The sequence below is a fragment of the Brachybacterium halotolerans genome (assembly GCF_016623465.1).
GTDB lineage: Bacteria > Actinomycetota > Actinomycetes > Actinomycetales > Dermabacteraceae > Brachybacterium > Brachybacterium halotolerans.
Window position 1 is genome coordinate 499,753 of the sequence record NZ_JAEDAJ010000002.1, and the last position, 24,558, is coordinate 524,310.

At 72.3% G+C, this 24,558-nt stretch carries 16 protein-coding genes; 5 read left to right on the forward strand and 11 right to left on the reverse strand.

The features are described from left to right. Window positions 1-49: 49 nt before the first annotated feature. Window positions 50-2,092 carry a bifunctional aldolase/short-chain dehydrogenase gene (locus I8D64_RS06355; RefSeq protein WP_200501655.1) on the forward strand — a complete coding sequence of 681 codons (2,043 nt, stop codon included), beginning with the start codon at window positions 50-52 and terminating at the stop codon, window positions 2,090-2,092. After that, window positions 2,089-3,738 (forward strand): rhamnulokinase, encoded by a 1,650-nt coding sequence (locus I8D64_RS06360; protein ID WP_200501656.1) that lies wholly within the window; start codon window positions 2,089-2,091, stop codon window positions 3,736-3,738. The genes I8D64_RS06355 and I8D64_RS06360 overlap by 4 nt, the downstream gene beginning before the upstream one ends. 7 nt (window positions 3,739-3,745) lie before the next feature. Here the strand turns inward: I8D64_RS06360 and I8D64_RS06365 are convergent, their stop codons facing one another. Continuing rightward, window positions 3,746-4,318 (reverse strand): hypothetical protein, encoded by a 573-nt coding sequence (locus I8D64_RS06365; protein WP_200501657.1) that lies wholly within the window; start codon window positions 4,316-4,318, stop codon window positions 3,746-3,748. A gap of 94 nt (window positions 4,319-4,412) precedes the next feature. Then, window positions 4,413-5,456, reverse strand: a complete 1,044-nt coding sequence (locus I8D64_RS06370) for a LacI family DNA-binding transcriptional regulator (protein ID WP_343068459.1) — start codon at window positions 5,454-5,456, stop codon at window positions 4,413-4,415. Window positions 5,457-5,730: 274 nt separating this feature from the next. Between I8D64_RS06370 and I8D64_RS06375 the strand changes: the two genes are divergently transcribed. Beyond that, window positions 5,731-8,061: an alpha-L-rhamnosidase gene (locus tag I8D64_RS06375; protein ID WP_200501659.1), complete on the forward strand. Its 2,331-nt coding sequence runs from the start codon at window positions 5,731-5,733 to the stop codon at window positions 8,059-8,061. Here the strand turns inward: I8D64_RS06375 and I8D64_RS06380 are convergent. Continuing rightward, complete coding sequence (locus I8D64_RS06380; protein ID WP_200501660.1) at window positions 8,049-9,059, reverse strand: LacI family DNA-binding transcriptional regulator; 1,011 nt, start codon at window positions 9,057-9,059, stop codon at window positions 8,049-8,051. The two genes, I8D64_RS06375 and I8D64_RS06380, sit on opposite strands and share 13 nt — an antisense overlap. Before the next feature lie 264 nt (window positions 9,060-9,323). Between I8D64_RS06380 and uxaC the strand changes: the two genes are divergently transcribed. Together uxaC and I8D64_RS06390 are read left to right on the forward strand one after the other, a co-directional pair. Next, window positions 9,324-10,751, forward strand: coding sequence for a glucuronate isomerase (uxaC, locus tag I8D64_RS06385; RefSeq protein WP_200501661.1), 1,428 nt, complete (start codon window positions 9,324-9,326; stop codon window positions 10,749-10,751). Window positions 10,752-10,831: 80 nt separating this feature from the next. Beyond that, window positions 10,832-12,154, forward strand: coding sequence for a mannitol dehydrogenase family protein (locus tag I8D64_RS06390; RefSeq protein WP_200501662.1), 1,323 nt, complete (start codon window positions 10,832-10,834; stop codon window positions 12,152-12,154). A 57-nt stretch (window positions 12,155-12,211) separates the two neighbouring features. Here I8D64_RS06390 and I8D64_RS06395 read toward each other — a convergent pair whose 3' ends face one another. The 8 genes from I8D64_RS06395 to I8D64_RS06430 all read right to left on the reverse strand — a co-directional run bounded on the left by I8D64_RS06395 (window position 12,212) and on the right by I8D64_RS06430 (window position 24,025). After that, entirely contained in the window at window positions 12,212-14,947 is a 2,736-nt protein-coding gene (locus tag I8D64_RS06395) for a glycosyl hydrolase (protein ID WP_200501663.1), read from the reverse strand. 11 nt (window positions 14,948-14,958) lie between these two features. Then, on the reverse strand, window positions 14,959-16,434 hold the full coding sequence (locus I8D64_RS06400) for a tagaturonate epimerase family protein (protein ID WP_200501664.1): 1,476 nt from the start codon (window positions 16,432-16,434) through the stop codon (window positions 14,959-14,961). Further along, complete coding sequence (locus tag I8D64_RS06405) at window positions 16,431-17,705, reverse strand: Gfo/Idh/MocA family protein (RefSeq protein WP_200501665.1); 1,275 nt, start codon at window positions 17,703-17,705, stop codon at window positions 16,431-16,433. The genes I8D64_RS06400 and I8D64_RS06405 overlap by 4 nt, the downstream gene beginning before the upstream one ends. Next, entirely contained in the window at window positions 17,702-19,060 is a 1,359-nt protein-coding gene (locus tag I8D64_RS06410) for a Gfo/Idh/MocA family oxidoreductase (protein WP_200501666.1), read from the reverse strand. Before I8D64_RS06410 ends, I8D64_RS06405 begins: the two co-directional genes overlap by 4 nt. 58 nt (window positions 19,061-19,118) lie before the next feature. After that, window positions 19,119-20,075 carry a carbohydrate ABC transporter permease gene (locus I8D64_RS06415; RefSeq protein WP_200501667.1) on the reverse strand — a complete coding sequence of 319 codons (957 nt, stop codon included), beginning with the start codon at window positions 20,073-20,075 and terminating at the stop codon, window positions 19,119-19,121. Next, window positions 20,068-21,006 (reverse strand): carbohydrate ABC transporter permease, encoded by a 939-nt coding sequence (locus I8D64_RS06420; RefSeq protein ID WP_200501668.1) that lies wholly within the window; start codon window positions 21,004-21,006, stop codon window positions 20,068-20,070. Before I8D64_RS06420 ends, I8D64_RS06415 begins: the two co-directional genes overlap by 8 nt. Window positions 21,007-21,053: 47 nt before the next feature. Further along, window positions 21,054-22,355 carry an extracellular solute-binding protein gene (locus I8D64_RS06425; RefSeq protein WP_200501669.1) on the reverse strand — a complete coding sequence of 434 codons (1,302 nt, stop codon included), beginning with the start codon at window positions 22,353-22,355 and terminating at the stop codon, window positions 21,054-21,056. Between the two features lie 365 nt (window positions 22,356-22,720). Beyond that, window positions 22,721-24,025 (reverse strand): extracellular solute-binding protein, encoded by a 1,305-nt coding sequence (locus I8D64_RS06430; protein WP_200501670.1) that lies wholly within the window; start codon window positions 24,023-24,025, stop codon window positions 22,721-22,723. Window positions 24,026-24,558: the final 533 nt, after the last annotated feature.

Genomic DNA, 24,558 nt, shown 5'->3' on the forward strand with positions numbered 1-24,558 from the left:
CGTCGGCCGGACCCCGTCTCCCCTCCGCATCCTCGACAGGAGAAACTTCATGACCACTGCCCGCGAGACCATCGACGCGCTCCTGGAGCGTTCCCACCAGCTGGGCGCGGACCCGCGCACCACGAACTTCGCCGGCGGCAACACGTCGGCCAAGGGCACCGACACCGACCCCGTGACCGGCCAGGACGTCGACCTGCTGTGGGTCAAGGGCTCCGGCGGCGACCTCGGCACCCTGCAGGAGAATGGCCTCGCGGTGCTGCGCCTGGACCGCGTGCGCGCGCTGCGCGACGTCTACCCCGGCGTGGAGCGCGAGGACGAGATGGTCGCGGCCTTCGACCACTGCCTGTTCGGGAAGGGCGGCGCCGCACCCAGCATCGACACCGCGATGCACGCCCTGGTCGACGCCGCGCACGTGGACCACCTCCACCCCGACGCGGGCATCGCGATCGCGACCGCTGCGGACGGCGAGCGCCTGACCCGCGAGATCTTCGGCGACGACGTGGTGTGGGTGCCGTGGCGTCGGCCCGGTTTCCAGCTGGGCCTCGACATCGCGGCCATCAAGGAGGCGAACCCGCAGGCCATCGGCTGCATCCTGGGCGGCCACGGCATCACCGCCTGGGGCGAGACCTCGCAGGAGGCCCAGCAGCGCTCCGAGCGGATCATCCGAGAAGCCCAGGCGTATCTCGACGAGCGCGGCGCCGCCGATCCCTTCGGCGCGCACGATGACTCCCGCGAGGCGCTGCCCGAGGACGAGCGCCGCGCGAAGGCCTCGGCACTGCTCCCGGTGATCCGCGGGCTCGCCTCGACCGATGCGCCGATGATCGGGCACTGGACCGACACCGAGGACGTCCACGAGCTCCTGGCCGGGGAGAAGCTCGCGGCCCTCGCCGAGCTCGGCACGTCGTGCCCCGATCACTTCCTGCGCACGAAGGTCAAGCCGCTGGTCCTCGACCTGCCATCGGACGCCTCGACCGAGGAGCAGGTGGCGCGCCTGCGCGAGCTGCACGAGGCCTACCGCGAGGGCTACGCCGCCTACTACGCGCGCCACGCCTCGCAGGACTCCCCCGCCATGCGCGGCGCGGACCCGGCGATCGTGCTGGTCCCGGGCGTGGGCATGTTCTCCTTCGGGGCCGACGCGCAGACCGCACGGGTGGCCGGCGAGTTCTACGTCAACGCGATCCGGGTGATGCGCGGCGCCGAGTCCGTCTCGACCTACGCGCCGATCGACGAGGCGGAGAAGTTCCGCATCGAGTACTGGGCGCTCGAGGAGGCGAAGCTGCAGCGCCGCCCGCGGCCCAAGCCGCTCGCGACCCGCGTCGCGCTCGTGACCGGTGCCGGGTCCGGGATCGGGAGGGCGACCGCCGAGCGGCTCGTCGCCGAGGGCGCCTGCGTGGTCATCGCCGACCTGAACCTGGAGAACGCCCAGGCGGTCGCCGAGGAGCTCGGCGGACCGGACCGCGCCGTGGCCCTGCGGGCCGACGTCTCGGACGAGGCGTCCGTGGTGCAGATGGTGGCCGACGCGGTGCTCCCCTTCGGCGGCATCGACCTGATCGTCAACAACGCCGGGCTCTCCCTGTCCAAGCCGCTGCTCGAGACGACGGCGAAGGACTGGGACCTCCAGCACGACGTGATGGCGCGCGGCAGCTTCCTGGTCTCCCGCGAGGCGGCCCGGGTGATGATCGACCAGGCCATGGGCGGGGACATCATCTACATCTCCTCGAAGAACTCCGTGTTCGCGGGGCCCAACAACATCGCCTACTCGGCGACCAAGGCCGATCAGGCCCACCAGGTGCGCCTGCTCGCGGCCGAGCTCGGCGGCCACCAGATCCGCGTCAACGGCATCAACCCCGACGGGGTCGTGCGCGGCTCCGGCATCTTCGCGGGTGGCTGGGGCGCGAGCCGCGCGAAGGTCTACGGGGTCAAGGAGGAGGAGCTGGGCGAGTTCTACGCCCAGCGCACCCTGCTCAAGCGCGAGGTGCTCCCCGCGAACGTCGCGAACGCCGTGTTCGCGCTGACCGCGGGCGACCTCTCCCACACCACCGGTCTGCACATCCCCGTCGACGCGGGGGTCGCGGCCGCGTTCCTGCGATGAGCCCGGGACCGGCGTCCGACGGGGCGCGCCCGCAGGCGGACGGGGCCGACGGGGCGCGACTACGGGCAGAAGGGGCGGACGGGGCGCGTCCACAGGCCGACGATCGGCCGCTCGCCCTGGCCGCGATCGACCTGGGCGCGACCTCGGGACGCGTGATGGTCGGTCTTCTGCACCCGTCGCCCTCCGCCACGACCGGCGGCGGCGGCCGCGGCGACGGCGGCCACGGCGACGACGACAACGACGACCCGACCCGCCGCCTCGACCTGCACGCCGCGCACCGCTTCGAGAACCGCCTAGAACGGCGCGATGGTCATCTGAGCTGGGACATCGACGCCCTGTGGGAGCAGGTGCGGCAGGGGCTCGCAGCCGCCGAGCGCCTCGCACAGGACCTCGGCGCGGACGGCATCGCCTCGATCGGCGTGGACTCCTGGGCCGTCGACTACGCCCTCGTCGGCCCCGACGGCGAGCGGATCGGCGAGGTGATCGCCTACCGCGACGATCGCACCGACGGCGCCGCGGAGAGCGTCGCCCACCGCGTCGACGTCGGGCGGCAGTTCGCGCTGACCGGCATCGCCCAGCAGCCCTTCAACACCCTCTACCAGCTCGCCGTCGACGATCGCCTCGCGAATGCCCCCGACGGCACGCAGGCGCTGCTGGTCCCGGACCTGCTCTCCCTCCTGCTCACCGGCGAGCGCCGCACGGAGCTCACGAACGCCTCGACGACCGGAATGCTCGCGGCCGGCGAGAACGCCTGGTCCCCCGAGCTGCTGGGGGCCGCGGGCGTCACGAAGGAGCAGTTCGCGCCTCTCGTCCGACCCGGTGAGCGCGTCGGCACGGTCCGCAGCGACCTCGCGCGCGAGCTGGGCATCGGCGAGGTGCCGGTGATCGCCGTCGGCTCCCATGACACGGCCTCGGCCGTTCTCGCCGTCCCCGCCGCGGAGGACGACCCCGTCGCCTTCATCTCCTCCGGCACCTGGTCGCTCATCGGCCTCGAGCTCGAGTCGCCCGTCCTCACCGAGGCGGCCCGCGGGGCCGGTTTCACGAACGAGCGCGGCGTCGACTCCACGTACCGCTTCCTCAAGAACGTGGCGGGGATGTGGCTGGTCAGCGAGTCGATCGCGCAGTGGGAGGAGTCCGGGGCGCGCATCGACCTCGACGACCTGCTCGCCGCCGCGGCCGCGGTCCCCGGCGACAGGTTCCGTATCAACCCGACGGACCCGTGCTTCCTCGCCCCGGGCCGGATGGCCGGCCGCGTGGCCGATGCCGCCCGCGTGATCGGCGGGGACGAGGAGCGCCCGCGCACCCCGGCCCACCTGGTGCGCTGCATCCTCGAATCCCTCGCCGAGACCTATCGGGACGAGCTGCACGCGGCGTGCCGTCTGGCGCGCCGCCCGCTGCCGGAGCGCCTGCACGTGGTGGGCGGCGGCAGCCGGAACCGCCTGCTCAACCAGCTGACCGCGGACGCCCTGGGCATCGAGGTCGTCGCGGGGCCGATGGAGGCAACCGCACTGGGGAACCTCACGCTGCAGGCCCGGGCCCTCGGCGCGATCCCCCACCGCAGCGGCTCGATCCGCGAGCTGGTCCGCGCGAGCGTGGAGCTGGAGGTGTTCGCGCCCGGAGGGACCTCGGCGTCGAGCGCTCGGTGAGGACCGCTCAGGCCCTCCGCCACGCTTGACGGGCGAACACCGACGCGTAGGCGGCCGTGCACGCGGCGAGGGTGAGACCGGCGAGGCTGCGTCCGGCGGCCGGGTCGAGATCCCCGCGCAGGACGAGCACGATCGCCGCGCCCGCCCCCAGGCAGCCGACCACTGCGGCGACGACGTGCAGCATCTGGTCCTGGATCAGGCGGAACAGGGCGAAGTGCGCCGCGACGATGAAGGCGACCGCCGGCACGACCAGGGCGCCGTGCCCTGTCCTGCCCAGCAGCACGCAGACGAGCGGGATCACGAGCACCTCGATGCCGGCGAAGATTCCTGCCGCGCGGCCGGAGACGAGGCCTCCGCGCTCCCTGTCGCCCCGCGCGGACCGGGGTCGGCCGCCCCCGCTCCGCGGATCCCGTCGGCCGCGCCCCAGAGCGACCGCGCCCATGATGACGGCGAGCCCTCCGAGCACCATGCCGATGACGGCGATGACGGGGAGCGTCTCCAGGGCGTTGGAGGACCAGGCGGTCGTCATGAGTCCCATGAAGACGGTGAGGCCGGCGAAGACGCGTCGTTCGGTGGTCATGGGTCGATCCTGCCGATCCGGCGGGCGCGCCGGATCCGTTCCCTGTCACTCCCGGCCCATGACAACCGTCATCGAGATGCGGCCGGGACCGGGCTCATCCGCGCGAGGACCCGCGCCGCACCAGCTCCGGGCTGAAGCGCACGTGCCGGTCCACGGCGTCGGCCCCGGCGCTGATCTTCTCCTCGAGCAGGGCGAGGGCCGTGCGGCCCATGAGCTCGGAGGGCTGGGCGATGGAGGTCAGAGGGACCACGGTGCTGCGGGCGAAGGCGATGTCGTCGTAGCCGACCATCGCGATCTCGTCGGGCACGGCGATCCCGGCCTCGTAGGCGAAGGCCTGCATCACGCCGACGGCCACGAGGTCGTTCACGCAGAACACACCGTCGGGCCGGTCCCCAGGTGAGCGCTCGGCGATCTCGGAGCCGGCGGCGCGCCCGGCGAGGACGCTGAGGTCGTCGGCCTCGATGAGCTCGAGCTCGAACCCGGCCTCGGTGGCGGCGGCCTCCGCGCCCTCGATGCGGGCGGAGACCTGATGGAGGTCCCCGCGGGCGAAGACCATGGCGGGGCGCCGCGCACCGCCCTCGACGAGGTGGGCGACGGCCAGGCGCCCTCCCTCGACGTCGTCCACGGAGACGGTCGAGCCGCCGGCGCCCCCGCCCGCGCGTCCGTCCGCGCCTCGTTCCCCCTCGTCCTCGACCATCACCACAGGGGTGCCGCGGTCGACGATCGAGCGGACCAGCTCGCGGTCGGTGCCCGCGGAGGCGAGGAGGATGCCGCGCACGCGCTGCTCCTCGAAGAGGGAGAGGTAGAGCTTCTCGCGCTCGGCGCTGTTGCCCGAGCTGCCCACGATCACGGCGAGCCCGGAGTCCTCGGCGGCGGCCTCCATGCCATGCACGAGGTCGGCGTAGAAGGGGTTCGTCGAGTCCAGGACGATCGCGCCGACGGTCCGCGAGCGGCCCATCTTCAGCAGGCGCGCGGCGTCGTTGCGCACGTAGCCGAGCTCGGCGATGGCCTGCTCGACGCGGGCCCGACGGTCCGCGGAGACGATGTCGGGACGGTTCAGCACGTTCGATACGGTGCCCACGGACACCCCGGCCGCACGGGCCACGTCCTTCATGCCGACCGGTCGCGAGTTCCCCACGGAGCCGACGCTACCCCACGATGCGCCCATGACCGGCGGGATCCCGGCGAGGTGCCGTGCGGTCCCGCCCACGGAGCCGAGCGCGGCCCCGCCCGCGGGGACACCCCCGGTCTCGCCTGCGCACCCGAAGGCACGCGCCCATCGACCCACATGCCGCACTACTCTTGCAACGTTTCATCAACCGTGGTGGACTTGCATCGCACCGCGTCCCGCACGGCACCGCGCCGGGCACGCCGCGGCCCCGACACCGTCGTCCTCCGCAGGAGCAGCCCTCATGTCCTCCGCCACCACTCCCGCAGATCTCCTCGCGGACTCGCTCGCGATCACCGCGCCCGTGGACACCGGCCGCCTGCCGGTCCTGAGCGGCGACCTGGCCCTCGCGCAGGACGCCGATCTGGTCACCCGCGCCACCCTCCACGCGACCTCCCACGGCGTCTACGAGGCGACGCTGAACGGGCTCCCCGTGACGGACTCCCTGCTCAACCCGGGATGGACGGTCTACGAGCGGCGCCTCCAAGTGCCCGCCTTCGATGTCACGGACCTCGTCCACGAGGCCCCGACCGAGGGCCCAGACGCCCCGGCGCTGCGCCTGGACGTGACCCTCGCGGGCGGCTGGTGGCGCGGCGACCTGGGCTTCGAGAACGCCCATGCGAACTACGGGGACGATCTCGCCCTGCTCGCGGTCCTCGAGGTCGTCTTCGCGGACGGCACGGTCCAGCACCTGCGCACCGACGAGTCCTGGACCTCACGCCTGACGGGCATCGAGCTCGCGAACATCTACCAGGGGCAGCGCGAAGACCGCCGCCTCGCCCTCTCGGCCCCCGAGCCGGTGCGCGTCGTCGAGATCGACCGCTCGACCCTGATCCCGCAGGCGTCGCCGCTGATCACCCGCCACGAGACCCTCGCGCCGCAGCGGATCTGGACCTCGCCGTCGGGCCGGACGCTGCTGGACTTCGGGCAGAACCTCGTCGGCTTCCTCCGCTTCTCGGTCACCGGTCCCGCAGGCACCGAGATCACGCTGCGCCATGCGGAGGTCCTCGAGCACGAGGAGCTGGGCACCCGTCCCCTGCGCGGCGCCGAGGCGACCGACCGCATCGTCCTTTCCGGGGATCCCGAGGGCGAGTTCTTCGAGCCCACCCTCACCTTCCACGGCTTCCGATACGCCGAGGTCACCGGCTGGCCCGGCGAGCTCGCCGCGGAGGACATCGAAGCCGTCGTGGTCGGATCCGACATCACCCGCACCGGCTGGTTCGAGAGCTCCCATCAAGGGGTGAACCAGCTGGTGAGCAACTCCACCTGGTCGCAGCGCGGGAACTTCCTCGCCGTCCCCACGGACTGCCCGCAGCGCGACGAGCGCCTGGGCTGGACCGGCGACATCGCCGCCTTCGCCGCGACCGCCGCCTTCCAGTTCGACGTCGCCGACTTCCTGCACGCCTGGCTGCTGGACCTCGCCGCGGAGACCGAGGCCAACCCCGACGGCTGGGTCCCGTTCGTGATCCCCGACCTGCTCAAGCTCGCCCACCACGACCCCGAGGTCGAGGCCGCGGGATGGGCCGGGGCGACCGCGATCTGGGGCGACGCCGCCGTCTGGGTGCCCGAGGCCCTCTGGAACGCCTACGGCGACCTCGAGCGCCTGCGCGAGGAGTACCCGGGGATGGTGCTGCACCTGCGCAGCGTCGAGAAGGCCCTCTCCCCGAGCGGCCTGTGGGACACGGGCTTCCAGTTCGGCGACTGGCTGGACCCGGACGCCTCCCCGCACGCCCCCGCCGATGCGAAGGCCGACAAGGGCGTGGTCGCGACCGCGTGCCTCGTGCGCTCCGCGCGCTTCGCGAGCCGCGCAGCACACCTCATCGGCCGCGAGGAGGACGCCGCCCACTGGCAGGACCTCGCCGATCGCGTCCTCACCGCGTTCACCGACGCCTATGTGCACGAGGACGGCACGATCACCTCGGACTGCGCGACCGTGTACGCGCTCGCGATCTCCTTCGATCTGCTCGCGCCCCGGACCCGCGAGAGGGCCGGCGAGCGCCTGGCCGAGGTGGTTCGCGCCGCCGAGTACCGAGTCTCCACCGGCTTCGCGGGCACCCCCTTCGTGACCTGGGCGCTCTCGGAGACCGGGCACGTTGAGGACGCCTACCGCCTGCTGCTCGAGGACCAGAACCCGTCCTGGCTCTACCCCGTCTCGATGGGTGCGACGACGATCTGGGAGCGCTGGGACTCGATGCTCCCCGACGGCTCCATCAACCCCGGCGAGATGACGAGCTTCAACCACTACGCGCTGGGCGCGGTCGCCGACTGGATCTACCAGGTCGTCCTCGGCATCCGCGCCGCGGAGCCCGGCTACCGCCGGATCCGCATCCAGCCGACGCCCGGACCGGGCCTCGACTGGGCGCGCGGGGCGCTGGACTCACCGGTCGGCCGCATCGAGGTCTTCTGGAGCACCGAGGGGGCCGACGGTCCAGCGCACGACGGCCCGGGGGCCGATGGCCCGTCGGCCGACGGGCGCTTCCGGCTCGAGGTCACGATCCCCGAGGGGATCCTCGCCCAGATCGTCCTGCCCGACGGCCGGGTCGAGGAGGTCGTGGGCGGCTCTCACACGTTCTGAGACGGCGCGGGCGCTGCGCCCCGCGCGGGCGGCGCGGTCGTCCCGCGCAGCACGAGCTCGGTGGGCAGGAGGCGGTGCAGCGGCGCCACGTCGTCGTCCGCTCCGCGGTCGAGCAGTGCGTCGATCGCGGCCTCGCCGATCTCGGCGCGCGGCACGCGCACGGTAGTCAGCCCGGGCGCGAGCATGCCCGCGAACTCGATGTCGTCCCAGCCGATCACGCTCAGCGCGCCGGGAACATCGATGCCCCGGGTGCGCAGGTGGTCGACGAGCCCGAGCGCCATCACGTCGTTGTAGACGAGCACCGCGCCCACGCCCGAGCCGAGCACGGCCTCGGCGGCCTGCGCGCCTCCGTCGGCCGTCGGCGGGAAGCGCCCCAGGTCCACCTGCTCCATGCCAGTTCGGCAGGCCAGTGCGATCGCCCGACGCCGATCGGCGTCCGAGCGGCTCGCCTCGGGGCCGCCCACGTAGCCGATGCGCGTGTGCCCGAGCTCCGCGAGGTGCCGCACGGCCTCGCCCACCCCGGGCTCGGGATCGGCGAGCACCCCCGGGAGGCCCGGATCGGTGCGGTTGACCAGGGCGAGGCGGGTGAGGCCCGCGGCCTCGCGCAGGCTCGCCTCGTCCATGCGGCTCGAGCACAGCACGATCCCGTCGACCTGCTGGGCGAGCGTCCGCACGAGCGGCAGCTCGCCCTCGGGCTCCTCCTCGGCGTCGGCCAGCAGCAGCTGCACGCCGCGCTCGCGGGCCCGCGCCCGCGCTCCCTTGAGCACCGCCGGGTAGAAGGGGTTCAGCAGGTCGGGGACGACCACCCCCACCACGTCGCGCCTGCCCGTGACCAGCGCGCGAGCGGTGGAGTTCGCGACGTAGCCGAGCTCCTGGGCGGCCTCGAGGATCCGCGTGCGGGTCGCCGCTCCCACCATGTCGGGGCGCTGGAAGGCGCGCGAGGCGGTCGCGACCGAGACCTGCGCCCGCGCGGCCACCTCCCGCAGCGTCGCGACCATCCATTCCCCCTTCGTGCTCGCCCGTCCTCGTGCCCCCTCGAAGCGTCGCGGCCTCGACGTCGAGGCCGCGGCATCACCGTGCAACCGTTTCGAGGGCGGTGGGCGCACGGTCACTATATAGTCGTTCGAGCCGCGCGTTGCAAACGATTGCATCCCGGTGGGCCGCACGCCCCGGCACCCGTCCGGAACCGCCCCGGAGGCGGAGCCGGATCCGAGCCCGGAGCCCCTGCGCTCCCGTCGTCGCCATCTCGAGGAGGAGACCCCATGACCACGCCGCTCACCCTGCACCCCCATCGCGCGCTGCCCGCGGATCCGGCGGTGCGGGACATCGCCGTGCGGATCTACGAGCAGGTCGCGAACCTTCCGCTGATCTCGATGCACGGGCACGTGGAGGCGCAGGCCTTCGCGGAGAACACGCCGTTCGCCGATCCCGCGCAGCTGCTGATCGTGCCCGACCACTACGTGACCCGCATGCTCGCCTCCCAGGGCATCTCCTACGACGCGCTGGGCCTCGCGCGCAGCGACGGCGGCGCGGTCGAGACCGACTCCCGGAAGATCTGGCGCACATTCTGCGAGAACTGGAAGCTCTACCGGGGCACCCCGTCGCGCTACTGGATCGAGCACGAGCTGGTCGAGGTCTTCGACGTCCACGAGATGCCGTCGGCCGAGTCCGCGGACCGCATCTACGACCAGATCGCCGCGGTCGTCGCGAGCGACGACTTCCGGCCCCAGCAGCTCCTGGACCGCTTCGACATCGAGATCATCTCGACCACGGACCCCGCGACCTCCGACCTCGCCTTCCACGCGAGCATCGCGGAGCAGGGCCTCGGCGAGCGCGTGGTGCCGACCTTCCGTCCGGACGCGGTCTTCCAGATCGGAGGCCCCGCATGGACGTGCGAGGTGGATGGCCTCGCTGCGGTCTCGGGCATCGACACGGGCGACTTCTCGGGCTTCCTCGACGCGATCCGCGAGCGCCGCAGGGCCTTCGTCGCCGCGGGCGCGCGTGCCTCGGACCACGGGCACCTGCGGGCCGACACGACGCCGATGGATCCGGCCGACGCCGCTGCGCTCTATGCCCGCGTGCGCGCCGGGGAGCGGCCCAGCCGCGAGGAGGCCTTCGCCTTCGAGGCCCACATGCTGTTCATGACCGCCGAGATGTCCTGCGAGGACGGCCTGGTCATGCAGATCCACCCCGGGGTGCTGCGCGATCACCACTCGGGCGTGCTGGAGACCTACGGCAAGGACAAGGGCTACGACATCCCCGTGCCCGTCGACTATGCGCGCGGCGTGCAGCCCATGCTCGACCGCTTCGGCCGCGACCCGCGCTTCCACTGCATCCTCTTCACTATCGACGAGACCGTCTACTCGCGCGAGCTCGCCCCGATCGCGGGCACCTACCCCTCGGTGCGCCTGGGCGCCCCGTGGTGGTTCCTCGACTCGCCCGACGGCATGCGCCGCTTCCGCGAGCTCGCCACGGAGACCGCCGGGTTCTTCAACATGTCCGGCTTCGTCGACGACACCCGCGCCTTCGCCTCCATCCCCGCGCGCCACGACCTCTCGCGCCGCGTGGACGCCGGTTACCTCGCGAACCTGGTCGCCGAGCACCGCCTGGGCGAGGACGAGGCCACCGAGGTCGCGATCGACCTCTCGACCACCCTCCCCCGCGCGGCCTACCCGCCCATCGCCCACTGAGTCGGCGCCGCCCGCTCGATCGGCCGCACCGCAGCCCGCCCGCACTTTCGCCACCGCACCGCTTCCTGGAGGTCAGCACCGTGAGCACCCCGTCCACCCCTGACGCCGCGGCATCCGCTGCCGACGCCGCCCCGTCCGCGGGCGGCCGCCTCGTCCACCTGGGCATCGGCAACTTCTCCCGCGCCCACACGCTGCCGTACACGGCGGACGCCGGCGCGGGCGAGGACGCCTGGCGCGTCAGCGCCTTCACCGGCCGCTCCCCCGCGATCGCCGAGACGCTCGAGGCGCAGGGGAACCGCTACGGGCTCGTCGTCCGCGAGGCCGACGGCGACCAGGTGCGCCTGCTGGACGTCCTCGACGAGGTCCGCCCCGCGTCCGACATCGAGGCCCTGCAGCGCCTGATCGCGGATCCCGAGGTCTCCGTGGTGACGCTGACGATCACCGAGAAGGGGTACGCGGCGGGCGACGATCCCGCCGTCTCCGCCCCCGCGCGCCTCGCGCTCGGCCTGCGCGCGCGCCGCGAGGCCGGCGTCGAGGAGCCGATCGCGCTGGTCTCGTGCGACAACCTGCCGGGCAACGGGGAGGTGCTGCGCGAGGCGGTGCTCTCCGCGGCCGACGCGGACACCCGCGACTGGTTCGACGACCACGTGGACGTCATCTCCACGATGGTCGACCGGATCACCCCGGCCGCGAGCGCCGAGGACCAGCGGATCGTCGAGGAGGCCACGGGCTTCGCCGACCGCGCGACGGTGGTCACCGAGCCCTTCACCGAGTGGGTCGTCCAGGACGCGTTCCGCGGCCGCCGCCCGGCCTGGGAGACGGCGGGCGCGCAGCTCGTCGAGGACGTCGAGGTGCACGAGCAGCGCAAGCTGCGTCTGCTCAACGGCGCCCACTCCCTCATGGCCTACGCGGGCCAGCTCGCCGGTCACGAGCGCGTGGACCAGGCGATCTCCGACCCGGCCGTGCGCGCTCTGGTCGACGCCCTCTGGGCCGACGCTCGCGCGACCCTGCCCCTGCCCGCCGCGGAGCTCGACGCCTACACGGCCGCGCTCGTCGAGCGCTTCGAGAATCCGCGCATGGCAGACGCCCTGGACCGCATCGCGGCCGACGGCTCGGTGAAGCTCACGGTGCGCGCCCTGCCCGTGATCGCCGACCGCGGCGGCCCCGCGCAGGCGTCCGGCGCCCTCGCGCTCGTCGCGGCCTGGACCGCCTTCGTCACCTGGCGCGTCGCCACCGGCACCTCGTTCTCGGATCCGCGAGCCGACGAGATCTCCGGGGCCGCCCGCCTCGAGGATCCGACGGCGCGCGTGCAGGCCCTGCTCGACATCGTCATCGACGGCGGCGCCCCGCAGGATCTCGTGGACGCGGTCGTCGCCGCCGAGGGGACGCTGCCCCGGGCCTGAGGCTCGGGCGTGAGGCCCGGGCGTGAGGCCCGGGGTCAACAGTCCGGGGCCCGGGCCTCAGCCCCGCAGGACTCGCAGCACCGGCACCTCGTGCAGGCCGCGGTGGACGTCCTCGAGGGTTCGATCGAGGTCCTGGAGGGCGAACCGGTCGCCGAACATCCTCCGGGACTCCTCGACCATCGGGCCCGCATGCGGGTCGACGGCCGAGGCCCCGGCCGCAGTGGTCAGCACCGTCAGCCGCAGCCGATGCGTTCCCGGGCGCAGACGATCGGTGAGGTTCAGGCGGTGCGGTGCCCGCCAGATGATCCCGGCGCTCTCGCCGTCGACCTCGACCACGGCGATCTCCCCCACGGGCGGGCGCACCTCGGCGCGGAAGCCCTGCGCGCCGTCCGGCCGAGGCATCGGGGCGCACGGCCCCAGGTCGAGCTCGACGCGTGCGCCGGCCGGCACCTGCTCCGCCCCGATCCGGACCTCGATCTCGTAATCGCCGCGCGAGCGCTCCGGTGGGAACTCCTCCTCCCAGCCGTGCGGCAGGGTCACCTCGCGCTCCGTGTCCCCCTCGCTCGTGAAGGTCCACGGCCCCGCGAGGGCGAGCTGCGCGTGCGGCTCCGCCCGTGACGTGGCGCCGTCGAGCGACGCCGCGTCACCGTGCGCGTCGGTCCGGTCCGGCTCGTCGTCGCTCCCGATCAGCACGAGCGCCTGATACGGGTGCAGCTCGAGGGTGATCGTCCCGTCATCGACGCCGCCCACGTCCCCGTTCCCGCCCCCGGCCTCGCCCCTGCCACCGGCCTCGCCCTCCGCCTCGGCCGAGGACCGATCCGCGAGTGCGCGGCGTCCGCCGTCGTCCGGGTCGAGGAGCTCCCAGTGCGCCCGGGACGTGCGCGGGGTGATCGCGACGCGGCGCACCTCGCCGCCGGTGTTCGCCACCAGGTACAGGTCCCCTCCGTCCAGACTGCGGTGCACCGTGCCGATCTCCCCGCCGTCGCCGCGGAGGGCGACATCGGGCGGGAGCGCGGAGCGCAGGGCCGCGCCGAGGTCCGTCTCGGAGACCTGCTCGTGCGCAGGGCACGCCGGTGCCTCGACGGCGAGCACGGTGCCGCCCGCCGCACGCACCGCATCGAGCCATGCGCGCGACGTCCCCGGCATCCGCGTCGCCCGGGCGACCACGACCACGGGATATGCGTCCGGTGCGAGGGTCTCGAGCGCGGGGTCGTCCACGAGGTCGTAGTCCCAGCCTCCCGTGCGGATCGCCGCCGGGATCCGAGGGCCGATGAGGTCGCGCGCGGCCTTGAACAGGTCGAAGCCGCCGGCGTGGGCGGCGCGGGCGTCGTCGGCGGGCACCAGCACGGCCACGTCGGCGACCCGCTCCCCGCGGCGCAGCGCCCCGCAGAGCCGGGCGAGCGAGGTGGTGAGCTCCGGCATCGCCGGCCACCACGGATTCCTGTCGTCCAGCGCTCCGGCGGCGTAGAAGCGCCACCCCAGTCCCGGCGCCTCGGGCGGCGAGTACGGCCAGCCGTGGCCGACGAACCGGGTGATGCCCGAGAGCAGGTGGTCGTGCGCCTCGGCCCGCAGGTCCAGCGGCGTCGCGCGGAAGGAGGGCGAGTGCACCCACGTCCACACCTCGCTCGAGACCACGCCGTGCCCCAGCAGGTGCGCGGCGGAGGACGCCCAGCGGCAGGCCGTGATCTCCTTCCAGCCCGCCCCCTCCCCCTCGACGAGGTCGGCCGAGCGGTAGGCGCTGAGCGTCACCGGCGGCTCGCCGTAGGCCTGGACGCGGAAGGGGACGCCGTGGCCTGCGGCCCAGTCGCGGCACACGGCCAGGAAGTTCTCCTCGACGAGCTCGCCGAGGGTGCGGCCCATGTCGATCCGCAGCTGCGCGGTGTCCGGCCCTTCGCCGTCCGCCTCCTCGGTGACGAGGCGGTGCAGCACGGGCACGGGGTCGTAGCCGCGGCGCCGCGCGAACTCCTCGGGCAGCCGCGGCGTCCAGCCCGCCTCGTACACCTCGAGGCTGTCGCAGAACACCGAGCCCAGCAGCGCGGCGGGCACGGCGCCGAGCAGCGCCTCGCCCACGACGTCGAGATGGTGCCGGGTCGCGTCGGCGTTGAGGTGGTCGAGCACGGGTCCCTCGGCCCCGGCCGACGACCGTTTGACCTGCTGCCCGGTCACCTCCGACCAGGCCAGCAGCACGGTGCGAGGCCCGAGACCGGCGGGGATCCGCAGCACCTCGGCGCCCTGCGTGGCCGGCACGTGCGTCCACTGCGCCGGTGCCGTGCCCTCCCCGACATAGGCGCCCACGAGGTCGTCGCCCGGCCAGGCGCCCCGGGCCGGGAAGTCCAGCGGCGCCGGGGAGATCTCGCGGCGCTCCCAGCGCAGGCGCCGCGAGGCGTGCTCGGGCCCGATGTGGGGTCCGCCGAACGACCAGCCGCTGCCGAGCGTCACGTCCAGCCGCAGGCCGAGCTCCCGCGCCCGCTCGGCGGCGTGGCGCAGGGCCGCGAGCATCCGCGGCGAGCCGAACCGGTCCGTCGTCTCCCGCAGCGGGTGGACGAAGGCAACCTCGGCGCCGCCGAGGCCCGCCGCGGCCATGGCCTCGAGCTCGCGGTCGATCTCCCTGGGCTCCTGGTCGGGTCCGAACCACCACCAGCGCATCATCGGCCGGTCGGCCGGGTCCGGGTCCTGCCACCCGCTGCGTACCGCGGTGAGAGTGCCGGCCTCCGCGTCTCCCGTGCCTGCTCCGTCTGCCGCCTCTGCTCCGCCGTCCGTGCCTGCTCCGCCTCCCGCCCGGATTCCGCTCATCGCGCGCTCGTTCAGCGCGCCGGCGCGGCGGCGAAGGAGTCGAGGTGGCGGGAGATGTGCGGGACGAGCACCCCGGTGTACCGGTCGTGGTGGGCCCTCAGATCTGCCGCGAAGCGCTCGCGCAGCGGGGTCCCGTCGTGGAGGTCCGCGGTGAGGGAGTCGCCGTAGCCGACGTGCAGGATCTGCCGGGCGTCGTCGCTGTCCCGCACGAGCTGCACGAGGTCGTCCGCGCCCAGGCCGGAGAGCTCCCTCGGGGTGCGGTCCTCGTGCGCGGAGACCTGGTAGGAGGCCTTCGCCCGCGCGTAGGCCTCCCGCGAGATGCCCCAGACGGCGGCGAACAGCTCGGGGTCCGCCGCGGCCACGACCTCGAGGGCGCACAGGTAGGAGGTGCCGGAGGTCTTCAGGTGGACGAGGCCGTCGGTGGCCTCGAGGGCGAGCGGGTAGATCGAGAACTTGTCGGACCCGGAGTGCAGCGAGATCTTGTAGCCGCCGTGCAGCTCGCCGATCGCGTGGTGGACCTCGAGGTTGCGTCGCAGCTCCTCCCGGTCGCCGCGGAACTCGAGGCCCTTCTCGAAGCCGTCGACGTAGCGGGGGGCGAAGGAGAACCAGCTGACGCCGAGCCTCCCGAGCTCGGTCGCGAGGTAGTGGTGCTCGAAGAAGGTGGTCTGCCAGGCCGTCTCGTCGACCGCGATCTCGACCTCGACGGCGGGCTCGCCCCCGTGCGCGCCGGGCGCGGCCTCGGGTGCGTGCGCGAGCAGGTGGCGGTGCAGGCGCGCGGCCTCGGCGACCGCCCCGCCGTACTTCACGGCGGCGGTGAGGATCTCCGCGTCCGACGGCGCGATCCGCTCCCCCGCGGCCTCGATGTCGAGGCCCCGGTAGCGGGCGAGGAGGTCGGCGCGGGTGTCCTCGAGCGCCTCCCAGGGCAGGTCGTCGACCTGCTGATCGGTGAAGCCGCCGGTGACGTCCTGGACCATGTCGCCCGGGTCGAGGGTGAACATGCGGAACCCGGCATCGAGCCCGCGGTCGATGCCCTCGGTGGTCTTGATGTGGTCGCAGTCCGCCCCGTATCCGCGCTCCCATCCGGCTTCGACCAGGCCGAACACCGCGTCGTCGAGGACCTCGCGCGCACTGCGCCCGAGCCGGTCCATCTCGCGGATCGACTGCTGGGCCAGCACGGGGAAGACTCCTCCGCCGGATTCTGCGAAGGCGCGCGACTGCCCGGCGGTCGCGAGGCCGGTGCGGTCGCCGGTTCCCACCGAGGTGCGGTGCCCGCTCACGAGCCGCGGACGCAGCGCCGGCACCGCCGCACGCAGGGCGAGCGCGTTGGCGTGGCTCGCGGGCCCCTCGAGGACCGCCCCGTCGGCCGTCTCGGAGACGGTCCCCTCGAACGCGGTCAGGTCCGCGGAGCGGGCGGCGCGCAGCAGCAGACTGCTCCGCTCGCGGGTGCGGACCACGTCGGCCTGCAGGGTGTCAGTGCTCAGGGTCATCGGGATTCTCCTCCGGTGGGGTCGGATGCGCGGCGGTACTGGGGCGCGAGGGCCGACGCGGTGGTCTCGTGGACCGCGTCCGGATCGGCGAAGGGCGCGCCGATGCGGCTGAACGGCGCGCCGGCGTGGAGCGCCCGGCCCATCCAGTCCTCGATGTCGCGGACGACGGGGTGGGCGGCTTGGCCCTCTCCGTCCCAGGTGATGTGCTCGGGGCCGATGGGCCGCGGGTCGGGACCGCTCTGGGTGGCTTCGAGGACGGTGGTGAAGGCCTCGGTGCGCTCGAGCGAGGAGAGCAGCGGCGCGGACGAGTCCTCGCCGTCGTCGAGATGATCGCGGCGGTCGGGATGATCGAGGAGGTCGAGGTGATCGAGGAGGTCGACGAGCAGATCCCTGCGTCCGAGGGACTCCTGCGTGCGCACCTCGGAGGCGTCGACGAGCTCGAGATGATCCGTCGTGTACTCGAGGCGGGCGCGCCCCTTCTCCCCGCGGATCTCGATCCAGGGGTCGCTCTGCGAGGGCGCGGTTGTCACGAGCGCCGCCTGGACGAAGGGCCCGGGGCCCGCGGGATCCACCCGCAGGTAGGTGGTGTCATCGGCCTCGATGTCGTGGGCGCGGCGCAGCTCGGTGGTGATCCGCGCGATGTCGCCCCGGCGGGAGATGCCCGCGATCTGCAGGGCGAGGTCGACGGCGTGGGCGAGGGGGTTGGTGGCGACGCCGTCGGCCACTCGTCGGCCGTCCATGCGTCGCCTGCCCGCCCAGGGGCTGCGCGCGTAGTAGGCGCGGTCGCGCATCCAGGCGCCGAAGGCGTCGACGCTGCGCACCTCGCCCAGCGCGCCGGAGGCGAGCAGCTTTCGCATCCGCGCGGCTCCGCCTCCGCCGCGTGCCTGGAAGCCGACCTGGACCGCGCGTCCTGCCTCGCTCGCCGCGCGCAGCAGGTCCTCGTGATCGGCGAGGGAGGGCACGGGCGGCTTCTCGAGGTAGAGGTGGCAGCCGGCGTCGAGGCCCTCGCGGGCCAGGTCGGCGTGGGTGGTGATGGGCGTGGCGATGATCAGCACCTCGGGCGGCTCGTCGGCACCCTCGAGCAGTGCTGCGAGGCTCGGGAACCACGGGGCACCGATCCCCGGCTCGGGCTCGGCGACGTCGACGACGCCCACCAGGCGGATCCGTCCGCTCTCGCGCAGCGGCGCCATCTGCCGCAGGTGCACGGCACCGAAGCCCCGCGTGCCGATGAGCGCGATGGGCCGCGCCGCACGCGCCTGTACCGCGCTCATCGACCGATCCCCATGAACTCCTCGACGTCGACGGCCTGACCGGTCTCGATCGAGGCGTTGCCGCAGATGCCGATGGAGATCGCGCGCAGGCCGTCGTGCCAGTCGGCCGCTCGGCCCAGCGGATCCGCACCCTCACCGCGAGCGCGCCCGCGGAAGACCTCGGCGAGCATGAGCGCGTCGCCGCCGCCGTGCGCCCCCTCTCCCTGCGGGATCTCGATCTCCTGGGCGGTCTCGAAGTGACGCTGCAGGACGAGTCTCTCGCCGGCGCGGCGAGCCCCCTCGCCCTCGTCGTCCACCCGCACGGCGCTCGGGTCGACCACCGCGTCGCCTTCGGTCGCTCCGTCGTCCTCGCCCCGCTGCCGGGGGTTCGTGAGCACGGCCGTGCGCTCGACGACCTCGAGCTCGACGCGGCCCTCGGTGCCGTTGACGGCGACCCGGTAGCCCTCCCAGGGGCTGTGGGCGTTCAGCGCGTAGGTCAGGGTGAGGCCGCTGTCGAAGTCGACGATCGCCGTGAGGTTGTCCTCCGTGGTGACGCCGGGCGCGAAGACGTCCTGATCGCGGCGGTAGCCGTCGTGCTGCTCCTGGTCGAGGTAGAGCTCCTTCAGGCGGGGATCGCTGCGCAGGTCGAGCTCGAAGGGACCGTGCGGACCGTCGTGCGTGCCGCGCTCGGCGGCCGGCCTCTCTCCCCTCTCCTGCGCCGCCCGATCGCCGTAGAAGCGCACGCCGCCGCGCGCAGAGACGGTCCGGGGGTGGGCGTCGATCCACCAGGAGGCGAGGTCGAAGTGGTGGGAGGCCTTGTGGACGAACAGTCCGCCCGAGTTCGCCTTGTCGCGGTGCCAGCGCCGGAAGTAATCGGCGCCGTGCGCGGTGTCCAGCACCCACTCGAAGACCATCGAGACCGGCGTGCCGATCCGGCCGTCGGCGATCACCTCGCGCAGGGCGCTGTTGCGCGGCGAGTAGCGGTAGTTGAAGGTGACGGTCACGCTGCGGCCGGTGCGGCGCACGGCCTCCTCGATCATCCGCGCCTTCTCCGCGTCGATCGTCAGCGGCTTCTCGACGACGACGTCGGCCCCGGCCTCGAGGCTGCGCACGATGTGCTCGGCATGGAAGCGGTCCATGGAGGTCACGATCATGCGCTCGATGCCCTGCTCGGCGATCACGTCCTCGAGGTGCTCGGGGCCGACGGCGGGGACGCCCTCGAGGGCCGCGTAGTGCTCGCGATACCACTGCATGCGCCCGGGATTCGTGTCGAACAGGGCGACGAGCTCGGCGACGTCGGCATGGGGGCCGGTGATCGCGTCGATGTACATCTGGCTGCGATGACCGGTGCCGATCAGGCCGTAGCGGGTGCTCATGCGGTCTCCTTCGGGACGTGGGGAACGGAACAGGCCTCGCGCGGCCGACGCATCCCGCTCATTTGATCCCCGTCGTCGCGAATCCTCGGATCAGGAACCTCTGGCCGAGGAGGAAGACGATGAAGAGGGGGACGAGCGACAGGACGGACATGGCGAACATGGCGCCCCAGTCGGAGGTGCCCTGGGAGTCGAGGAAGGCTCGCAGAGCCAGCGGGACGGTGAAGTTGTCCGGCGTGGTGAGGTAGATGAGGGAGCCGAAGAAGTCGTTCCACATCCACATGAACGTGAAGATCACCGTGGTCGCGATCGCGGGCGTCATGAGCGGCAGGATCACGCGGAAGAAGATGCGGAAATGTCCGCAGCCGTCGATGCGGGCGGCCTCGTCGAGCTCCCGGGGAATGCCCCGGATGAACTGCACCATGAGGAACACGAAGAACGCATCGGTCGCGAGGAATTTCGGGAGGATGAGCGGGAGCATCGTGTTCACCCACCCGGTCTGGGAGAACATGATGTATTGCGGGACGATGACCACGTGGATGGGGAGCATCAGCGTCATCAGCATGACCGCGAACGCGATGTTCCGGCCCCAGAACTTGAGGCGGGCGAAGGCGTAGGCGGTGAGGGAGCAGGCGATGACGTTCCCGATCACGCAGCCCAGGACCAGCAGGGTCGAGTTGATGAGGTAGTGGGAGAACGGCTGGGACAGGGCGTTCCATCCGTTGACGTAGTTCTCGGTGTTGAAGCTGATCGGGAGCAGACCGGGATTGCGGAAGATCTCGGTGTTGGGGCGCAGGGAGCTGACGATCATCCACAGCAGCGGATAGATCATGACCAGCGAGGCGATGATCAGGATCGCGTGGCGGACGATGGGTCCTACGCGCCGGGTGCGGCGGGGGCGGGCCCCTGGCTGGTCGCCTGTGCGGTGGCCGCGGCCGGCCGGCGCGGCGGCAGTGCCGGCGCCGGCGCCGGCGCCTGCGGGACGGGAGGGGCCGCTGGAGGTGAGTTGATCAGTCATCGTAGAACACCCAGAACTTGGAGACGAAGAAGTTGATGACGGTGAAGATCGCGACGATGACCAGGAGCAGCCAGGCCATCGCGGAGGCGTAGCCCATGTCGAACTGGGTGAAGCCCTTCTGGTAGAGGTACAGCGTGTAGAAGAGGGTGGAGTCGGAGGGGCCGCCGGTGCCCCCGGAGACGACGAACGCCTGGGTGAACGACTGGAAGGCGTTGATCACCTGCAGGACCAGGTTGAAGAAGATGATCGGGGTCAGCAGGGGCAGGGTGATCGCGGTGAAGCGCCGCCAGCGTCCGGCGCCGTCGACCTCGGCGGCCTCGTAGTACATCTGGGGGATCTGGCGCAGGCCCGCGAGGAAGATGATCATCGGGGAGCCGAACGTCCACACGTGCAGCAGGATGATCGTGCCCAGCGCGGTGGACGGGTCGGAGATCCAGCCGGGCAGGTTCGTGAAGCCGAGCATGCCCGCGATCTGGTTGACCAGGCCGCCGGTGCCGAACATCTGGCGCCACAGGATCGCGATCGCGACCGACCCGCCCAGCAGGGAGGGCAGGTAGAAGATCGAGCGGTAGAACGAGAGCCCCTTGATGCCCTCGTTGAGCAGGACCGCGAGGGCGAGGGCGAGGGCGAGCTGGAGAGGAACCCCCACGATCACGTAGATCAGGGTGACCTTGAGCGAAGTCATCAGCCGGGCGTCGTGGAACATGTCCACGAAGTTCTGCAGGCCGATCCACTTGGGGGCGGCCAGCAGGCTGTAGTCCGTGAACGAGAGGTACAGCGAGGCGATCATCGGGATCAGGGTGATCCCGAGCAGGCCCAGCAGCCACGGCGCCATGAACACCAGGGCCGGTTTGTTGTCCGGGTGCTTCTCACGCACCCCGCCCCGTCCACGGCCCTTCGCCATGGACGTGAGCTCACCGATAGCACTCATCACTCATCCTTCCTCGAGAGGTCCTCACCGTCCGGTCCGGGACCGGTTCAGACGGTGATCGCCGACGTGAGCTGATCCAGCAGGTCCTTCCCGGCGGTCTTGGTGTCGGTGCGGCCGAACAGGAGGTCCTCCCCGCACCGCGTGAGGATGTCCTCGAACTGGCCACCGCCCTGCGGGGTGATGACGGGGGCGTCGCCCAGCTCGTCCGCGATCGACTCGATGAAGTCGACGGCCTTGATGTCGGCGTCCGTGAGGTCGTCCGCGATCGCCTCGCGGACCGTCAGGTTGGCGGGCACACCGCGCTCGGCGAGCAGCAGCCTCCCCGCGTCCTCGCTGTTGACGAGCCAGTCGACGAAAGCGACGGCCTGCTCCTTGGCGGTCGTCTTCGCGGAGACCGCGAAGTACATCGAGGCCTTGTACCAGAGCTGCGCATCGGCGGCCTTCCCGGTCATCGACGGCATGCGCAGCACGTGCACCTTCCCGCCCGCGGCGGTGTCGTAGGCGACGACCTGGTTGGACCAGGCGACCTGGAGGGCGCACTTGCCGGTGGCGAACAGGGACTGGTCCACGGACTGGCCGGTCTCCTCGACCGACACGGACGCGTCGGGCGCGGCCTTCGTCTCCTGCAGGGACTTCGCGTACGCGAGGAACTTCTCGGCGTCCTCGGCGGCGAAGCCGGCGCCGTCGGCCGAGTACTGGTCCTTGCCGAGCTGGCGCATGTACACCTGGAAGGTCGCCTGGACAAGGCCGATCTGCTGGAGCCCGTAAACGCCGTCGTCGGTGGCCTTTGTGATGTCGGCGGCGAGGGATGCGAGGTCGTCCCAGGTCCAGGTGGTGTCGTCGGGCAGGTCGATGCCCGCGTCCTCGAACACGGCGGCGTTCGCGAGCAGCACCGGCGCGTTGATGCCGGCGTTGATGGCGAGCAGACCCTTGTCCGGCACCTCACCCGCCGCGACCGAGCTGTCCTCGAAGTCGCTCGTCTCCAGACCGGCCTTCTCGAGGTCGAGCAGCGCACCACGGTTGCCGTACTCGCTGAGGTACTTCTCGTCCATCTGGACGACGTCCGGCATGTCGCCGCCCGCGACCTGCGTGGCGAGCTTGTCCCAGTAGCCCGACCAGTCGGCCGGCTCCGCAGAGATGCTCAGATCGGACTCGACCTCGCCATAGGCGTCGATCGCGCCGCGGGTGGCCTTGTCGCGCACGGCGTTCCCCCACCACATGAACCGGAGGGCGGAGGAGCCGTCGCCGCCCGAGGTCTCCGAGCTCGAGCGGTTGGGGCCGCAGGCGGCCAGGGTCAGCGCCGTGGGCACGGCGAGGGTGAGGGCGAGGGCTTCGCGTCGGGTGTGCACGTGATCTCCTTCGATCAGGGCTGCTGCGCGGATTGGGGTGGGGTTAGGGGGTGCGGCTCTGCGGGCGGAGCGGGAGGATGCGGGTCTCTCATGGCCGACGGCCATGCGCCGGAGGGCGGACGACGAGCCGCGGGTGACGGGCCACGGGCGGCCGCTCGCGGGACTGCGGCCGATGGTCACGGTCGTCGACGACCGTGCGGTGGGCAGATTCTAAGCAGAGGACGCTGTCCGAATGCAAACGTTCTCATAGCGGCCGCCGACGGCATCGACCTGACCTCGGACAGCGCTGTCCCGCTGCGCGCACCGCACGACCGACATTCCGCCGGTCCCCCGGGGCACGCCAGGGCCGACGGCGATCACGGCACTCATCCGAGCTGCCCCTGCGCCTCGGTGAGGGCTGCGGAGCTCGCGTCTGCGGGCTTCGCCCGCCCGAAGAGGACGTCCTCCATGTGCCGGCCGAGGGCGTCGTTCACGGCGCTGCCGCCCGGAGGGGTGATCACCGGGGACTCCCCCAGTTCGTCGGCGATGGCCTCGATGAAGTCGACGGCCTTGAGGTCGGAGTCGGTGAGGTCGCCCTCGATGGCCTTGCGCACCGTGAGGTTCGCGGGGACACCGCGCTCGGCCAGGAGGATCTTCCCGGCCTCGTTCGAGTTCACGAGCCAGTCGACGAAGGCCGTGGCCGCCCCCTGCTGCGCGGACCTGGCCGCGACCGCGAAGTACATCGAGGCCTTGTACCAGAGCTTCACATCAGCCGCCTTCCCGGTCATGGACGGCATGCGGAGCACCTTGACGGTGCCGCCGAGCGCCGTGTCGTTGCTGACCACCTGGTTCGACCACGCGAGCTGAAGACCGCACTTACCGGTGGCGAACAGCGTCTGGTCGACGGACTTCCCGGTCTCCTCGACCGCGACCGAGGCACCGGGCGCCGCGCCGGTGCTCTGCAGCTCGAGGGCGAACTCCATCCACTGCTGCAGCTGCTCGGCGGTGAAGCCGAGCCCGTCGTCGGTGAACTTCTCCGCTCCGAGCTGGCGGAGGTAGACGCTGAGCGCGGGATCGCCGGCGGCGCCGAGCTGCTGGACGCCGAAGGTCCCGTCGGGCGTGCCCTTGGTGATCGCTGCGGACATCTCCACGAGCTCCTTCCAGGTCCACGAGCCGTCGTCGGGCATGTCCACTCCCGCCGCCTCGAAGACGTCGGGGTTGGCGAGCAGCACCGGGGCGTTGACGCCCGCGTTGAGGGCGAAGAGCCCGTCGTCGACCACGCCGGCGTCCAGGGCCGACGGATCGAACCCGGAGGTGTCCACGTCGGTGTCCTTGAGGTTCAGGAGGATGCCGCGGCTGGAGTACTCGCTGAGGTACGACTCGTCCATCTGGATCAGGTCGGGCACGTCTCCGCCGGCCACCTGGGTGGCGAGCTTGTCCCAGTAGCCCGACCAGTCCGTGGGCTCATCAGAGATGCTCACCTCGGGGTGTGCGGAGTGGTACGTCGAGATGGCGTCGCGTGTGGCCTTGTCGCGCACCGTGTTGCCCCACCAGGCGAAGCGCAGAGTGCCGGAGTCGGAGGCGCCGGAACCGCCGGAGGAACCACCGGGAGCGTTCGGACCGCAGGCGGCGAGGCCTCCCAGGCCCGCCAGAGCCAGGGGCACTGCGAGGACGGTTCGACGTGAGGGCATGGCGATCTCCTTCGATCTTCGCCGCCGAGTGCGGCTCTGCTGACGATCCGCGCGAGCCTGCAACCTCCTGGGCACCTGTGCGACGGCAGACCTCCCCATCGAGAGGCTGTCGAAGCACCACGTTGGGAAGCGCTCTCCCATCGTTCGGAGCACGCCGCAACCGGATCGAGGACGAGCGTAGGCGCAACTCTGAAACGTGTAAAGCCCTCGATGCCGAATCGTGACAGCAACCTGCCCGGTCCCGGGCCGAGCGCAACGCTGGGGTGGCACCACCAGGGGACGCCGGCAGCTCTTCCGGGAGCCTTCTCCCGGCTTCGAGAACCCGGCCCACCACCCACACGGCACTCCTGGAGCGCCAAGGGCGCCTAGGCGGTATCGCGCAACCACACCAAGCGGGGGCAGGTGAAGCCGCACAGGTGAATGGGTGCGGAAAAGGGTTGTGGCTCGTCACCGCGCTCCACCCGAACCCGATCACTCGAGTCCAGGGAGCTGCTCGTGACGAGCCACAACCCTCATTCACAAAGGAATGTCCG

What these genes read in the sequence shown, in the direction of transcription:
- I8D64_RS06410 (WP_200501666.1), bottom strand. Translation starts at nt 19,060, where the DNA reads ATGAGCACCCGCTACGGCCTGATCGGCACCGGTCATCGCAGCCAGATG.
- I8D64_RS06380 (WP_200501660.1), bottom strand. Translation starts at nt 9,059, where the DNA reads ATGGTCGCGACGCTGCGGGAGGTGGCCGCGCGGGCGCAGGTCTCGGTC.
- I8D64_RS06360 (WP_200501656.1), top strand. Translation starts at nt 2,089, where the DNA reads ATGAGCCCGGGACCGGCGTCCGACGGGGCGCGCCCGCAGGCGGACGGG.
- I8D64_RS06430 (WP_200501670.1), bottom strand. Translation starts at nt 24,025, where the DNA reads ATGCCCTCACGTCGAACCGTCCTCGCAGTGCCCCTGGCTCTGGCGGGC.
- I8D64_RS06405 (WP_200501665.1), bottom strand. Translation starts at nt 17,705, where the DNA reads ATGAGCGCGGTACAGGCGCGTGCGGCGCGGCCCATCGCGCTCATCGGC.
- I8D64_RS06355 (WP_200501655.1), top strand. Translation starts at nt 50, where the DNA reads ATGACCACTGCCCGCGAGACCATCGACGCGCTCCTGGAGCGTTCCCAC.
- I8D64_RS06395 (WP_200501663.1), bottom strand. Translation starts at nt 14,947, where the DNA reads ATGAGCGGAATCCGGGCGGGAGGCGGAGCAGGCACGGACGGCGGAGCA.
- I8D64_RS06365 (WP_200501657.1), bottom strand. Translation starts at nt 4,318, where the DNA reads ATGACCACCGAACGACGCGTCTTCGCCGGCCTCACCGTCTTCATGGGA.
- I8D64_RS06415 (WP_200501667.1), bottom strand. Translation starts at nt 20,075, where the DNA reads ATGACTGATCAACTCACCTCCAGCGGCCCCTCCCGTCCCGCAGGCGCC.
- uxaC (WP_200501661.1), top strand. Translation starts at nt 9,324, where the DNA reads ATGACCACGCCGCTCACCCTGCACCCCCATCGCGCGCTGCCCGCGGAT.
- I8D64_RS06420 (WP_200501668.1), bottom strand. Translation starts at nt 21,006, where the DNA reads ATGAGTGCTATCGGTGAGCTCACGTCCATGGCGAAGGGCCGTGGACGG.
- I8D64_RS06375 (WP_200501659.1), top strand. Translation starts at nt 5,731, where the DNA reads ATGTCCTCCGCCACCACTCCCGCAGATCTCCTCGCGGACTCGCTCGCG.
- I8D64_RS06400 (WP_200501664.1), bottom strand. Translation starts at nt 16,434, where the DNA reads ATGACCCTGAGCACTGACACCCTGCAGGCCGACGTGGTCCGCACCCGC.